Source organism: Streptomyces echinoruber (assembly GCF_014651135.1).
GTDB classification, from domain to species: domain Bacteria; phylum Actinomycetota; class Actinomycetes; order Streptomycetales; family Streptomycetaceae; genus Streptomyces; species Streptomyces echinoruber.
On the sequence record NZ_BMWH01000005.1, the window covers coordinates 293923 to 308518 of the forward strand.

Here is a 14596-nt window from a genome sequence, read left to right on the forward strand (position 1 = left end):
GGTGGGCAGTGTGTCTCGAGGAGGACGGCTGTACCCGGAGCCGACGGGCGAGGTGCACATGACACTGTCACTGCGTTTCGCCGCCGGATCGCACAAGGGCATGATCCGCGAGGGCAACGAGGACTCCGGGTACGCGGGGCCGCGCCTGCTCGCGATCGCCGACGGGATGGGCGGCCAGGCCGCCGGCGAGGTCGCCTCCTCCGAGGTGATCTCCACCATCGTCGCTCTCGACGACGACATCCCCGGCTCCGACGTCCTCACCTCGCTCGGCACCGCCGTGCAGCGGGCCAACGAGCAGCTGCGGCAGATGGTCGAGGAGGACCCCACCCTCGAGGGCATGGGCACGACCCTCACCGCGCTGCTGTGGACCGGGCAGCGGCTCGGGCTCGTCCACGTCGGCGACTCGCGCGCCTACCTGCTGCGCGACGGCGTGCTGACGCAGATCACACAGGACCACACCTGGGTGCAGCGCCTGGTCGACGAGGGCCGCATCACCGAGGAGGAGGCGACCACGCACCCGCAGCGGTCCCTGCTGATGCGGGCCCTGGGCAGCGGCGAGCGCGTCGAACCCGACCTGTCCATCCGCGAGGTCCGCGCCGGCGACCGCTACCTGATCTGCTCCGACGGGCTGTCCAGCGTCGTCTCCCACCAGACGCTGGAGGAGACCCTCGCCAGCTACCAGGGCCCCGAGGAGACCGTGCAGGAGCTCATCCAGCTCGCGCTGCGCGGCGGCGGCCCCGACAACATCACCGTCATCGTCGCCGACGTCCTCGACCTGGACACCGGGGACACCCTCGCCGGGCAACTGCACGACACCCCGGTCGTGGTCGGCGCCGTCGCCGAGAACCAGCACCACCTGCACGACAACGGCATCATGCAGACCCCGGCCGGCCGCGCCGCCAAACTCGGCCGCGGCCGCCACGGCAAACACGGCGGCGGAGCCGGGGAGTTCGGCCCGCCCGGCTCCGGCGACACCACCGGCTACATCCCGGCCGGCAGCTTCGGCGACTACGGCGAGGACGACTTCGTCAAGCCGAAGAAGAGCCGCAAGTGGCTGAAGAGGTCGTTCTCCACCGCGCTGGCGCTCGCCGTGGTCGGCGGCGGACTCTACGGCGGCTGGCGCTGGACCCAGACCCAGTACTACGTCGGCGTCAACGGCGACAACGTCGCGCTGTACCGGGGCATCAGCCAGGACCTGGCGTGGGTGAAGCTGTCCAAGGTGCAGCAGAACCACCCGGAGATCGAACTCAAGTACCTGCCGCCGTACCAGCAGAAGCGAGTCGAGGCCACCATCGCCGCGGGCGGGCTGTCGGACGCCCGCAAGAAGATCGACGAGCTGTCGGTGCAGGCCTCCGCGTGCAAGAAGGCGGCGCAGCAGCGGCAGGCCGAGCGCCAGAACAACGCCGCGACGGGTCAGAGCGGGACGAGCGGTACCACCGGCACCTCCAGCACCACGGGAACCACTCGTACCTCCCTCACGTCCAAGGCGACGCCGACCCCCAACCCGTCGGCGTCGAAGACCCCGTCCACGTCCCCGTCCGCCACCGCGTCCACTCCCAGCCCCGGCCCGAGCCTCTCGGAGGAAGAGCAGAAGGTCGTCTCGCTGTGCGGTAAGCAGTAGGCAAGCCGTGAGAGGCCCCGTCACACGATGAGCAGTACAACCAACTCGCCGACGCACCACACGTCCACGATCGGCGCGATCGGCGCGCCGAGCCGACGCAACACCGAACTGGCACTGCTGGTGTTCGCCGTCGCCATCCCGGTGTTCGCCTACGCCAACGTCGGGCTGGCCATCAACGACCAGGTGCCGGCCGGGCTGCTGAGCTACGGCCTCGGCCTCGGCCTGCTGGCGGGCGTCGCCCACCTCGCGGTCCGCAAGTTCGCACCGTACGCCGACCCGCTGCTGCTGCCGCTGGCGACCCTGCTGAACGGACTCGGCCTGGTCGCCATCTGGAGACTGGACCAGTCCAAGCTGCTGCAGGCGATCAAGGTCGCCGGCACGACCGCGCCCCGGCAGCTGATGTACACGGCCATGGGCATCGCGCTGTTCGTGGTGGTGCTGATCTTCCTCAAGGACCACCGCGTCCTGCAGCGCTACACCTACATCTCCATGGTCGGCGCGCTGATCCTGCTGCTGCTGCCGCTGGTGCCGGGCCTCGGCGCCAACATCTACGGCGCCAAGATCTGGATCCACATCGGCAGCTTTTCCATCCAGCCCGGCGAGTTCGCCAAGATCGTCCTGGCGGTGTTCTTCGCCGGCTACCTGATGGTCAAGCGCGACGCGCTCGCCCTGGCCAGCCGCCGCTTCATGGGGTTGTACCTGCCGCGCGGCCGTGACCTCGGGCCGATCCTCGTGGTCTGGGCGATCTCGATCCTCATTCTGGTCTTCGAGACCGACCTGGGCACCTCGCTGCTGTTCTTCGGCATGTTCGTGATCATGCTGTACGTCGCCACCGAGCGGACCAGCTGGATCGTGTTCGGTCTGCTGATGTCCGCGGTCGGCGCCGTCGGCGTGGCGAGCTTCGAACCGCACATCCAGACCCGTGTGCAGGCCTGGCTCAACCCGATGCGCGAGTACAAGCTCAGCCGCACCGTGACCCACGACGGCATCGTCCACTCCGACCAGTTGCAGCAGGCACTGTGGGCGTTCGGCTCCGGCGGCACCCTCGGCAGCGGATGGGGCCAGGGCCACTCCGACCTCATCAAGTTCGCCGCCAACTCCGACTTCATCCTCGCCACCTTCGGCGAGGAACTCGGCCTGGCCGGCATCATGGCGATCCTGCTGATCTACGGCCTGATCGTGGAGCGCGGCGTGCGCACCGCCCTCGCCGCGCGCGACCCGTTCGGCAAGCTGCTCGCCGTCGGCCTGTCCGGCGCGTTCGCCCTGCAGGTCTTCGTCGTCGCCGGCGGCGTGATGGGCCTGATCCCGCTGACCGGTATGACGATGCCGTTCCTGGCGTACGGCGGTTCCTCCGTCATCGCCAACTGGGCGCTCGTCGGCATCCTGCTGCGCATCAGCGACACCGCGCGCCGCCCGGCGCCCGCCCCCGCCACCAACCCCGACGCCGAGATGACCCAGGTGGTCCGCCCGTGAACAAGCCCCTGCGCCGCATCGCCATCTTCTGCGGACTGCTGGTGCTGACGCTGCTCATCCGCGACAACTGGCTCCAGTACGTCAAGGCCGACAGCCTCAAGGAGGACCAGAACAACCGCCGCGTCACCATCGCCCGCTACGCCACCCCGCGCGGCGACATCATCGTCGGCGGCACCGCCGTCACCGGGTCCACGCAGACCAACAACAGCGGCCTGAACGACCTGAAGTACAAGCGCACCTACAAGAACGGCCCCATGTGGGCGCCGGTCACCGGATACGCCTCGCAGGCCTTCGGCGCCAACCAGCTGGAGTCCATCGAGGACGGCATCCTCACCGGCAACGACGACCGGCTCTTCTTCCGCAACACCCTCGACATGCTCACCGGGAAGAAGCTGCAGGGCGGCAACGTCGTCACCACCCTCAACGCCGCCGCGCAGAAGGCCGCCTACGACGGTCTGAAGAACGTCGGCGGCAAGGGCGCGGCCGTGGCGCTGGACCCGGCGACCGGCAAGATCCTGGCGCTGGCGTCCTACCCGTCGTACGACCCCTCGTCGTTCGCCGGCAACAGCGACAAGGACGCCGAGGCCTGGAAGAAACTGCAGAAGAAGTACAACCCGGACGACCCGATGCTCAACCGGGCGCTGCGCGAGGTCTACCCGCCGGGCTCCACCTTCAAGGTCGTCACCGCGGCCGCCGCCCTGGAGAACGGCCTGTACACCTCCGCCGACCAGCCGACGAACTCGCCGCTGCCGTGGGTCATGCCGGGCACCGTCACCGAGCTGAAGAACGAGGGCAACATCCCCTGCAAGAACGCCACCATGCGCGAGGCGCTGCGGGTCTCCTGCAACACGGTCTTCGGCAAGATCGGCGCCGACCTCGGCAACGACAAGATGCTCGCGGAGGCCAAGAAGTTCGGCTTCGACTCCGAGCACTTCACGCCGGTGCGCTCGGCCGCCTCCGTCTTCTCCGACGACATGAACAAGTCGCAGACGGCGCTGTCCTCCATCGGCCAGTACAACACCGCCGCCACCCCGCTGCAGATGGCCATGGTCGCCGCGGCCGTCGCCAACGACGGCAAGCTGATGAAGCCGTACATGGTGGACGAACTGCAGACGTCCAACCTGGACCCCATCGAGAAGACCCGTCCGCAGGAACTCAGCCGCCCGCTGTCGACGCAGAACGCGCAGATCCTGCAGTCGATGATGGAGACCGTCGTCGAGAAGGGCACCGGAACCAGGGCGCAGATCCCCGGCGTCACCGTGGGCGGCAAGACCGGTACCGCCCAGCACGGTGTGGCCAACAGCAAGAACCCCTACGCGTGGTTCATCTCGTTCGCCAAGCTGAAGGACGGCAGCTCGCCGGTGGCCGTGGCCGTGGTCGTCGAGGACGAGCACGCCAACCGCGACGACATCTCCGGTGGCGGCCTCGCGGCGCCGATCGCCAGGAACGTCATGAAGGCGGTCATCGGCAACCGGACGTGACCCCTGTCACGTCGCCTTCACAACGGTGCACGTTGCGATACCGGTCCTGTATCGGGTGACGGGCTTGGCCAGGTCACGCAAAAAGAGCCGGGTACCGTAGGCCCGGACGGCAGCCTCCGGCCGCACACGGTGTCGGCCGGGACCGACGGAGAGGGCTGGGTAGGAGCTATGGAAGAGCCGCGTCGCCTCGGCGGCCGGTACGAGCTGGGCCAGGTGCTCGGCCGTGGTGGCATGGCGGAGGTCTACCTCGCGCACGACACCCGCCTCGGCCGCACCGTGGCGGTGAAGACCCTGCGCGCGGACCTCGCACGCGACCCCACCTTCCAGGCCCGGTTCCGCCGGGAGGCCCAGTCGGCCGCCTCGCTCAACCATCCCGCGATCGTCGCGGTCTACGACACGGGCGAGGACTACATCGACGGCGTCTCCGTGCCGTACATCGTCATGGAGTACGTCGACGGCTCCACCCTGCGCGAACTGCTGCACTCCGGCCGCAAACTGCTGCCGGAGCGGGCCCTGGAGATGACCATCGGCATCCTCCAGGGCCTGGAGTACGCCCACCGCAACGGCATCGTCCACCGCGACATCAAGCCGGCCAACGTCATGCTGACCCGCACCGGCCAGGTCAAGGTGATGGACTTCGGCATCGCCCGCGCCATGGGCGACGCCGGCATGACGATGACGCAGACGGCGGCCGTCATCGGCACCGCCCAGTACCTCTCCCCCGAGCAGGCCAAGGGCGAACAGGTCGACTCCCGCTCCGACCTGTACTCCACCGGCTGCCTGCTGTACGAACTGCTCACGGTCCGCCCCCCGTTCGTCGGCGACTCCCCGGTCGCCGTCGCCTACCAGCACGTCCGGGAGGAACCGCAGCCCCCCAGCGTCTTCGACCCCGAGATCACGCCCGAGATGGACGCGATCGTGCTGAAGGCGCTGGTGAAGGACCCCGACTACCGCTACCAGACCGCCGACGAGATGCGCGCCGACATCGAGGCCTGCCTCGACGGCCAGCCCGTCGCCGCCACGGCGGCCATGGGAGCGGTCGGCTACGGCGGCTACCACCACGGCGACGACCAGGCCACCACCGCCCTGCGCGCCGACTCCGGCGCCGCCGCCGGCGCCACCACCATGCTGCCGCCGGCCAACCCCGAAGACGGCGGCTTCGGCTACGACGAACGCCCCGACCGGCGCCGCCAGAAGAAGAGCAACAACACCTCGACCGTCCTGCTGGTCGTCGCGGGCGTCCTCGTCCTCGTCGGCGCCATCCTGATCGGCAAGTGGATCTCCAGCGGGCACGGGAACACGGACTCCTCCCTCAAGGCCCCGAACTTCGTGGACCAGTCGCTGGCCGACGCCCGCCAGGCCGCGGCGAACGTCGACCTGAAGCTCGACGTCAGCAGCAGGCGCCCCTGCGAGAACACCGCCAAGGGCAACGTCTGCAGCCAGGACCCCAAGGCCGGCACCACCGTCCACAAGGGCGACACCATCAGCGTCGTGGTGTCGACGGGAGCGCCGAAGGTGGCGGTCCCCAACGTGATCGGCCAGCCCCTGGACGACGCCCGGGAGACCCTGGAGGGCGACGACTACCAGTTCAAGGTCAAAACCCAAACCCGGGAGTCCACGGAGGACCCCGGCACGGTCCTGGAGCAGGACCCCGCCTCCGGCAAGGAGATCCAGAAGGGCTCCACCGTCACCCTCACCATCGCCAGGGCCGCCGAGAAGGCCACCGTCCCCGACGTCACCGGCAAGTCCTGCGACGAGGCCAAGCAGCAGATGCAGCAGAACAACCTCGTCGGCACCTGCACCGAGGTCGACACCAACGACGACGCCCAGGTCGGCAAGGTCATCCAGACCTCGCCGTCGATCGGCTCGCAGGTGGACAAGGGATCCACGGTGACCATCCAGATCGGCAAGAAGACCCAGCCCGAGAAGACCCAGGTCCCCAACATCCAGGGCGCCCCCCTGGCCCAGGCCAAGCAGCTCCTGCAGCAGGCCGGCCTCCAGGTGGGCAAGATCACCGGCCCCCAGGACGACAACGCCGTCGTCTTCACCTCCAACCCCGCCCAGGGCAGCCAGGTCGACAAGGGCTCCGCCGTCGACCTCGTCACCGTCGGCCAGGGCGGCAACGGAGGCGGCAACGGAGGAAATGGAGGCATCAACTTCTTCGGCGGCACCACCGGCGGCTGACCCCGCCCCACCCCGCCCCGACCGACGAGCGGAGCCCCCGCGTCCCACGCCCGGGACGCGGGGGCTCCGCTCGTCGTACCCGGCACACCCTCGCCCGTATGCGCGTGCCCGCACGGACACCGATCGTGCCGTCGCACGCCCCGACTCGTTGACCGGGTGGGGTGGGGAGCCGGATCGGATCGCGAAGTCCCTGCCCCGGCCGAGCGGCCACGACGCGGACAGAAGGGCAGGACGTGATCAACGAAACGGTGCTCCTGGAATCCAGGAGCCTGCGCGGCAGCGTGCTGGACCGCACCGATGTGCTCGACAGGGTGAAGGCCCTGTCGCTGCTGCCGGACGGGATGCACGTGACGACGGCGATGGTGGCGGCGTACTTCGAGGTGGGCATCGAAGCCATCAAGTCCGTCGTCAAGGACCACCGAGCCGAGCTGGAAGCCAGCGGCTACCGCCTGTTGACAGGTACAGAACTGAGGTTCTTCAAGGACCTCAGTGGCATCCAGTCACGCACCCGCTCCCTCGCCCTGTTCCCCCGCCGCGCCGTCCTCAACATCGCCATGCTCCTCCGGGACAGCAAAGTCGCACGTCAGGTGCGTGTGTATCTCCTCGACATGGAGTACCTGGCGCGTACACAGCCTGTGGAAAACCCGGTCCTGTCCCCACAGACCTCACTGTCCACACAGTCCCCACTGTCCACACCCCCGGCTGCTCCGCCCGGTCTCGACGAGCACATCGACGGACGCATCGCCCACATCCTCGGCAAGACGGTCGTCCCGATGTTCAACGCGCTGATCGCCTCCTGCGGTGAGCACCGCCAGGAACTCATCACCCTCCGCCAGGACATCGAGAACGTCGAGCGCCGACTGTGCCGGCACCACCGGCGCATCCGCGCGCTGGAGACGGACGCCCCGGCCGCGCGCGTCGGGGCGTCCCTCCGGAACATGACCTGGCAGGCGCTCGTACACCATGTCGCCGACCTGCTGCGCCGCGACGGCTGCACCGATGTCACCGTGCGCACGGCGCGCACCGGCCGGGGCGTCGACATCACCGCCCGCACGGCCGACGGGCGGACCATGGCCGTCCGGTGCAAGAACCGGGCCGGGCGCTCGACCGTCCCCAGCGCCGACCTGCGGAAGTTCGCCGGGGCGACGCGGGTCGTCGGCCGGGTCGACGTCGCCCTGTTCGTCGCCACCTGCGCCTTCAGCGGCGAGGCCCAGGCCGTCGCCGACCTCACCGGCGTGATCACCGTGGACCGTGACGAGTGGGAGGCGTGGGCCGCCGGGGTGCGGCTCAAGGCCCTGCAGTAGACCCGCAAGAGGCCGGCCGTGGACCGGCAGTGGATTGGCAGTGGGCCGGCCGTGGACCGGCCGTGGACCGGCCGTGGACCGGCCGTGAACAAGAAGACGCCCACAGCGCGCAGGAGGCCCGAAGTCGCAAGAAGTGGTTGCGGCTTCGGGCCTCCGCCATGGTACGGGACCGGGCTCCTGCGAGAAGCCCGATCAGCTCACCGCAGTTCCTTCGGCGGTGTCCGCTTGTCGTCCACCTTCTGCACCCGGACCAACTCGCCCCACACCACATAGCGGTAGCGGGAGGTGTAGACGGGCGTGCAGGTCGTCAGGGTGATGTAGCGGCCGGGCTTCTTCTTCCCCGACTCCTTCGGCACGGACGCGAGGACCTTGACGTTGTACTTCGACGTCTCGGGGAGGATGTCGTAGACCTTGTAGACGTACCAGTCGTCCTTGGTCTCGAAGACGATCGGGTCGCCCTTGCGCAGCTTGTCGATGTTGTGGAACTTGGCGCCGTGGCCGTCCCGGTGGGCGGCGAGGGCGAAGTTGCCGTTCTTGCCGCTCATGGGAAGGGTCGCCTTGACCGGGTCGGTGTAGTAGCCGGCCACGCCGTCGTTGAGGACCTTCGTCGAGGTCCCCTTGCGGACCAGCACCTCGCCGTTCTTCATCGCGGGCACGTGCAGGAAGCCGATGCCGGCCCCGGTGTCGAGGGCGCCGGGGCCGCCGCCGGTCCGGTGGGCCCAGGTGTCGCGGACCCGGTCGGCCTCCCGGTCCGCCTTGCGGTCGGCGAGCACGTTCGTCCACCACAGCGAGTAGACGACGAAGAGGCCCAGCACCAGGCCCCCGGTGATGAGGAGTTCACCGAAGACACTCACCGCCAGGGCCAGTCGGCCGGTGCCGCGGCGCCGCGCCGGGGGCGCGGAACCGGGAGCTGAGGTGTGTTCTTCGGTGCCGTCGGTGGTCGCTGCCACGGTTCATCTGCCCTTAACTGACGAGCGCATCCGGCTTGCCCTTGCTGCGCGGCCGTTCCTCGACCATCTTGCCCCACACGATCAACCGGTATTTGCTGGTGAACTCCGGCGTGCAGGTGGTGAGGGTGATGTAGCGACCGGGCCTGGTGAACCCCGAACCCTTGGGAATCGGGTCGAGCACGGCCGTGTTGCTCGGCGGCGTCACCGGCAGCGTCGACGCCACCTTGTACACGTAGTAGGTGTCCTGCGTCTCCACCACGACCGCGTCACCGGGCTGCAACCGGTTGATGTAGCGGAACGGCTCACCGTGGGTGTTGCGGTGCCCGGCGAGCGCGAAGTTGCCGGTCCTGGCGTCCGGCATGGCCGTCTTCAGCGGGGCCTCGCCGTAGTGCCCGACCATGCCCTTGTCGAGCACCTTCGTCTTGCTGATGCCCTCCGCGATCGGCACCACCACGTCCAGCTTGGGGATGTGCAGGATGGCAAAGCCCTGCCCCGGCGCGAAGACACCGGGGTTGCGCCTGCCGCTGGCCCAGTCGTCCTGCAGGTGGTGCGCCTCGCTGCCGGCCTGCGCGTGCGCGCGGACGTTCGTCCACCACAACTGGTAGGTGACGAACAGCAGCATCAGCACGCCGGTGGTGATGAACAGCTCGCCGATGACACGGCTCGCCACCACCGCCGGGCTCGGCCGCCGCGCCCGCTCCCGCCGCCGCGCCTCCAGCCGGGACAGGGGCTCGGCCGGCCTGTCCTGCGACGCCGCCGCCCCGGGCGACGCCTGCGGTGCGCCTCCGTGACGCCCGCGACGCCGCCTGGCGGCCTTCCTGCGGGCCGCACGGCCACCGGACGGGACGGAGGAGGCGGAGGCGACCCGTGAGGCCGGAGAGGCGGCTGTGGGGCCGTCGGCGGCGGAGGGCCGCGGGCCGGAGGGCACCCGCAGCGCCATCGTCTCCTCCTCGGCCGGGGCGGGAGCACCGTGCGACTCCCCGTACGGCTCCCCGTGCGACTCTCCGTACGCCCCTTCGGCCCCGGCTCCGGACCCGTACGCCCCGGACCCGTACGACGGCCCACCGGCCCCGGACGGATACGGCGCCGCGTACGGTTCCGCGTACGGTTCCGCGGGCATCCGATACGGCTCCGCGGACTCCACGGGCGCCCCGTACGGCCCCGGACCGCCGGCACCCTCCCCGCCGTACCACCCCCCGGAGACACCGGAGACACCGGGCGCACCGGGCGCGCCGGACATCCCGTACGCCTGCGCCGCGTACGGGGTGCCGGACTCGCGCTCCGGGCGCAGCGCCGTCACGCCGTGGCCCTGCCCACCACCGGGGCGAGCCCCGCCGACCTCGCCACCGCCTCCTGGTCCCCGCACTCCGCCAGCCAGTTGGCCAGCATCCGGTGCCCGTGCTCGGTCAGCACCGACTCGGGATGGAACTGCACGCCCTCCACGGGGAGTTCACGGTGCCTCAGCCCCATGACGATCCCGTCGCGCGTCCGGGCCGTCACCTCCAGCTCGTCCGGAACGGTCTCCGGCGCCGCGCACAGCGAGTGGTAGCGCGTCGCCGTGAACGGGGAGGGCAGCCCCGCGAAGACGCCCCTGCCCTCGTGCTCGACGAGCGAGGTCTTGCCGTGCAGCAGCTCCGGCGCCCGGTCCACCACACCGCCGTAGGCCACCTGCATCGACTGCATGCCCAGGCACACTCCGAAGACCGGAACCCCCGTGGCCGCGCAGTGCCGGACCATGTCCACGCACACGCCCGCCTGCTCCGGCGTGCCGGGGCCCGGCGACAGCAGCACCCCGTCGAAACCCTCCTGGGCATGCGCCACCGACACCTCGTCGTTGCGCAGCACCTCGCACTCGGCACCCAGCTGGTACAGGTACTGCACCAGGTTGAAGACGAAGCTGTCGTAGTTGTCGACGACGAGAATCCGCGCGCTCACTGGTTGTCCACCGTCACATCGTTGAAGGGCAGCAGCGGCTCCGCCCACGGGAAGACGTACTGGAAGAGGACGTAGACCGCCGCCAGGACCAGCACGAGCGAGATCAGCGCCTTCACCCACGTGTTCCCCGGCAGATGCCGCCAGATCCAGCCGTACATGCCGTCCCTTCCCTCACCTCACGGCACCGGAATCACGCCGCACGCCCACCAGACTAACGGCGCGGCGCCGCCGGTTCCCCGGCATCCGCGGGCATCCACCGACCGGACCACACGGGACACCGCGCCGCCCGCCGCGCCACCCGCACCGGCTCCCCCCGCACGGCTCCTACCGCACCGGCTTCGCGTAGTGCAGGTCCACCGTGCCGGAGTAACCGGGCAGCGTCACCGTCCCGTCCTCGGTGACCTTCCAGCCCAGGCCGTAGACGTTGACGTACACCATGTAGTTCTGGATCGCCGGGGAGTCGGCGAGCGCCTGCTGCAGCTTCTGCGGATCACCCACGGCGGTGATCCGGTACGGGGGCGAGTAGACGCGGCCCTGCAGGATGAGCGTGTTGCCCACGCAGCGCACGGCGCTGGTGGAGATCAGCCGCTGGTCCATCACCCTGATGCCCCGGGCGCCCCCCTGCCACAGGGCGTTGACGACGGCCTGCAGGTCCTGCTGGTGGATGACGAGGTAGTCGGGCTGCGGCTCGGGATAGCCGGGCAGCTTGGCGGTGGCGTTCGGCGGGGCGTCGTTGAGGGTGACGGTGATCGCCTCGCCGGTGACCTTCCGCGTGCCCGCCCGCTTCTCCAGAGCGGCCAGCCGGTCGTCCTGCGCCTTGCTGCTGCCGTCGTCGCGTTCGGCGAGGGACTCGACGTCGTGGCGCAGGACCGCGTTGGCCTCGTCGAGCCCCTTGTTCTTGCGGCTGCGCTCCTGGATGAGGTCGGACAGCTTCAGCAGGGAGGAGTCGGTGCGGATGTCGGTGCCCTTGGCCGTATTGAAGCTCGTGACGAAAAGGAGCCCGGCGAGGGCGAAGACACCGGCGGTCAGCACCCGCCCGGGCCGGAGCCGGCGGGGGCGGGAACGCAAGGGGCTGCCCGGGGTGGAATCCGTCCCGGGGGAGTCGGCAGAATTGCTCACCGTACCCTTATCTCCTTCGGCGCCGCGGAAGCACTACGCTAACGGACGCCCGGGGGAGCACTCGGCGTCCCCTTGTACGCCGCACCCCGAGCCAGCCCAGTTCCCTGCGCGGCCACCGAGCGCATCGACAGGAGAGACCCTCGTGCCGAAGTCCCGTATCCGCAAGAAGGCCGACTACACCCCGCCGCCGGCGAAGCAGGCTGCCAGCATCAAGCTCACCAACCGGGCCTGGGTCGCACCCGTGATGCTCGCCCTGTTCCTCATCGGCCTGGCCTGGATCGTGGTCTTCTACGTGACCAACGGCTCGCTGCCCATCGACCGGCTGGACAACTGGAACATCGTGGTGGGATTCGGGTTCATCGCCGCGGGATTCGCCGTCTCCACGCAGTGGAAGTAGCCCTTCGGCTACGCTCGGGCACTCTTCCCTCAGCTCTGCCCAGGACTGTCCACCGAGTTATCCACAAGCCTTTCCACACGCTGAGGATAAGAAAAGGCGATCTGTGGATAACCCTGTTGTATGACGATACTGACACGACCGGTCAGCCGTTCCCCCGCACCCCCGTTCGCCCGGCCTGAGCTGGGGAAACTCGCATGAGCGAACGAGTGCACAGCCGTTCCCGCACGATGTGCACAAGATCCGGTACGGGCTGTGGACAACAGGCGCCGCCGTGCGGGCGACCAGCGTCGCCACCGAGGCGACCGGCGTCACCGCGCGCTCTCAGGCGAGCTGGGCCGTCCGCAACATTGTCATGATCACGACTACGGTGAGCAGGGCGGCGCAGGTCCCGTACTGCACCAGCGCCCGCCGCTCGCGCGGGGCGTGCACCATGGCGTAGCCGGCCACGACGCCGGCGACGAGGCCGCCGATGTGGGCCTGCCAGGCGATGTTGCTCCACCCGAAGGTGAAGATCAGGTTGATCACCAGCAAGGCGATGATCGGCCGCATGTCGTAGTTGAGCCGGCGCATCAGCACCGCGGTGGCGCCGAACAGGCCGAAGATGGCGCCGGACGCGCCGAGGGAGGCCTCGCCCGGGGAGGCGAGGAGGTAGGTCAGCGCGCCGCCGGCGAGGCCGGAGGTGAAGTAGAGGGCGAGGTAGCGGGCGCGGCCGAGGGCCGCTTCCAGGGGGCCGCCCAGCCACCACAGGCTGAGCATGTTGAAGGCGATGTGCCAGATCTCCTTGTGGGTGAACATCGAGGTGATCAGGCGGTACCACTGGCCTTCGGCCACGCCGGAGGCCGGGGTGAAGGGCGGCGGGGGCCAGGCTCCGATGAGGACGAGGCGCTCCAGCAGCGGTGTGGAGACGTTGACGGCGATGAACACCGCGACGTTGACGCCGATGAGGATCTTGGTGAGCAGCCGGGGGTCGGCGGTGGCGGTGCCGCCGGCCAGGGTGCGCGGGCGGGCGGCGGCGGGGGCGGGGCCGGTGCCTCCGGTGCGGACGCAGTCGGGGCACTGGAAGCCGACGGAGGCGCTGACCATGCAGGCGGGGCAGATGGGGCGCTCGCAGCGGGTGCAGCGGATGCCGGTCTCGCGGTCCGGGTGCCGGTAGCAGGTGGGCAGGTCCGGGGCGTTCTGCGGGCCCTGGTCGGCCGGGCCCTGCGGGTGGCCTGGTGCCTGTTCCATGGGGGTCCCCTTGCTCCTCGGGTGTGTCGCCGTGTGCAACGCACCGCCCCGCCCATCTTTACGGATGAGCGGGGCGTTTGGTTCCCTGCGGGCGGGTGTGCGTGTGTCCGGGCGGCAGGGCCGCCGCGGGTGCGGGGCCCGGGCCGCCGCGGGCAGCGGGACCGCCGCGGGTGCGGGGCCCGGGCCGCCGTGGGTGCGGGGGCTCAGCCCTCGCGGGTCTCGACGACGACCTGTTCGATGACGACGTCCTCGAGGGGGCGGTCGGTGCGCGGGTTGGTGGCCGTGGTCGCGATGGAGTCGACGACCTTCTGGCTGGCGGAATCGGCGACCTCGCCGAAGATGGTGTGCTTGCGGTTCAGCCAGGTCGTGGGGGCGACGGTGATGAAGAACTGCGAGCCGTTGGTGCCCGGGCCGGCGTTGGCCATGGCCAGCAGGTAGGGCTTGGTGAACGACAGCTCGGGGTGGAACTCGTCGGCGAACTGGTAGCCGGGGCCGCCGGTGCCGTTGCCGAGCGGGTCACCGCCCTGGATCATGAATCCGCTGATCACGCGGTGGAAGACGGTGCCGTTGTACAGCGGCCTGGTGGTCTTCTCGCCGGTGGCGGGGTCGGTCCACTCACGCTCGCCCTTGGCGAGTTCCACGAAGTTCTTGACCGTGACCGGCGCGTGGTTCGGGAAGAGCCGGACCGCGATGTCGCCGTGGTTGGTCTTCAGGGTGGCGTAGAGCTGCTCAGCCACGATGTGCCTTCCGTTGTCCTTCGGTACCCGACGATCCTCGCACGGTCCGGGCGCGGCGTCGTGCGGCGGTGGGAATTGGGTGCGGGCGGAGGCGTGACGCGGGTGTTCGTGGCATGGTCGAGTCAGGCTCCTGTCGTTCCCTGTTCATCTCGTTGTTCGTCGCGTTGT

The 14596-nt window shown here is 69.8% G+C and carries 13 protein-coding genes; 6 read left to right on the top strand and 7 right to left on the bottom strand.

Annotated features, from left to right (window positions below):
• Nucleotides 1–58: 58 nt before the first annotated feature.
• The 5 genes from IE225_RS10330 to IE225_RS10350 all read left to right on the top strand — a co-directional run bounded on the left by IE225_RS10330 (nt 59) and on the right by IE225_RS10350 (nt 8063).
• The gene (locus IE225_RS10330) at nt 59–1621 is read left to right on the top strand and encodes a Stp1/IreP family PP2C-type Ser/Thr phosphatase (protein WP_190057082.1); all 1563 of its coding nucleotides are present in this window, start codon (nt 59–61) and stop codon (nt 1619–1621) included.
• A gap of 27 nt (nt 1622–1648) precedes the next feature.
• Nucleotides 1649–3094, top strand: a complete 1446-nt coding sequence (locus IE225_RS10335) for an FtsW/RodA/SpoVE family cell cycle protein (protein WP_190057083.1) — start codon at nt 1649–1651, stop codon at nt 3092–3094.
• Complete coding sequence (locus IE225_RS10340) at nt 3091–4575, top strand: penicillin-binding transpeptidase domain-containing protein (RefSeq protein ID WP_190057084.1); 1485 nt, start codon at nt 3091–3093, stop codon at nt 4573–4575. The genes IE225_RS10335 and IE225_RS10340 overlap by 4 nt, the downstream gene beginning before the upstream one ends.
• Nucleotides 4576–4743: 168 nt before the next feature.
• Nucleotides 4744–6759 carry a Stk1 family PASTA domain-containing Ser/Thr kinase gene (gene pknB / locus IE225_RS10345; protein ID WP_190057085.1) on the top strand — a complete coding sequence of 672 codons (2016 nt, stop codon included), beginning with the start codon at nt 4744–4746 and terminating at the stop codon, nt 6757–6759.
• A 233-nt stretch (nt 6760–6992) separates the two neighbouring features.
• Nucleotides 6993–8063: a restriction endonuclease gene (locus IE225_RS10350; protein WP_190057086.1), complete on the top strand. Its 1071-nt coding sequence runs from the start codon at nt 6993–6995 to the stop codon at nt 8061–8063.
• 197 nt (nt 8064–8260) lie between these two features.
• On the opposite strand, the gene IE225_RS10355 is transcribed toward IE225_RS10350, so the two are convergent.
• From IE225_RS10355 to IE225_RS10375, 5 genes are all read right to left on the bottom strand, one after another.
• On the bottom strand, nt 8261–9013 hold the full coding sequence (locus tag IE225_RS10355; protein ID WP_190057087.1) for a class E sortase: 753 nt from the start codon (nt 9011–9013) through the stop codon (nt 8261–8263).
• A gap of 13 nt (nt 9014–9026) precedes the next feature.
• Nucleotides 9027–10313, bottom strand: a complete 1287-nt coding sequence (locus IE225_RS10360; RefSeq protein WP_229879392.1) for a class E sortase — start codon at nt 10311–10313, stop codon at nt 9027–9029.
• Complete coding sequence (locus tag IE225_RS10365; RefSeq protein ID WP_190057088.1) at nt 10310–10948, bottom strand: aminodeoxychorismate/anthranilate synthase component II; 639 nt, start codon at nt 10946–10948, stop codon at nt 10310–10312. Before IE225_RS10365 ends, IE225_RS10360 begins: the two co-directional genes overlap by 4 nt.
• Nucleotides 10945–11106 (bottom strand): hypothetical protein, encoded by a 162-nt coding sequence (locus IE225_RS10370; RefSeq protein ID WP_190057089.1) that lies wholly within the window; start codon nt 11104–11106, stop codon nt 10945–10947. Before IE225_RS10370 ends, IE225_RS10365 begins: the two co-directional genes overlap by 4 nt.
• A gap of 166 nt (nt 11107–11272) precedes the next feature.
• Nucleotides 11273–12067, bottom strand: a complete 795-nt coding sequence (locus tag IE225_RS10375) for a DUF881 domain-containing protein (protein ID WP_190057090.1) — start codon at nt 12065–12067, stop codon at nt 11273–11275.
• A 142-nt stretch (nt 12068–12209) separates the two neighbouring features.
• On the opposite strand from IE225_RS10375, the gene crgA reads away from it, so the two are divergent.
• Complete coding sequence (gene crgA, locus IE225_RS10380; protein ID WP_190057091.1) at nt 12210–12464, top strand: cell division protein CrgA; 255 nt, start codon at nt 12210–12212, stop codon at nt 12462–12464.
• 321 nt (nt 12465–12785) lie between these two features.
• Here crgA and IE225_RS10385 read toward each other — a convergent pair whose 3' ends face one another.
• Nucleotides 12786–13691 carry a rhomboid family intramembrane serine protease gene (locus IE225_RS10385; protein ID WP_190057092.1) on the bottom strand — a complete coding sequence of 302 codons (906 nt, stop codon included), beginning with the start codon at nt 13689–13691 and terminating at the stop codon, nt 12786–12788.
• 203 nt (nt 13692–13894) lie between these two features.
• A complete protein-coding gene (locus IE225_RS10390; protein ID WP_190057093.1) occupies nt 13895–14428 on the bottom strand; it encodes a peptidylprolyl isomerase in 534 nt (177 codons plus the stop codon).
• Nucleotides 14429–14596: the final 168 nt, after the last annotated feature.

Excerpts from the sequence above, each read along its gene's own strand:
- IE225_RS10330 (WP_190057082.1), top strand. The coding sequence starts at position 59 with ATGACACTGTCACTGCGTTTCGCCGCCGGATCGCACAAGGGCATGATC.
- IE225_RS10335 (WP_190057083.1), top strand. The coding sequence starts at position 1,649 with ATGAGCAGTACAACCAACTCGCCGACGCACCACACGTCCACGATCGGC.
- pknB (WP_190057085.1), top strand. The coding sequence starts at position 4,744 with ATGGAAGAGCCGCGTCGCCTCGGCGGCCGGTACGAGCTGGGCCAGGTG.
- IE225_RS10370 (WP_190057089.1), bottom strand. The coding sequence starts at position 11,106 with ATGTACGGCTGGATCTGGCGGCATCTGCCGGGGAACACGTGGGTGAAG.
- IE225_RS10385 (WP_190057092.1), bottom strand. The coding sequence starts at position 13,691 with ATGGAACAGGCACCAGGCCACCCGCAGGGCCCGGCCGACCAGGGCCCG.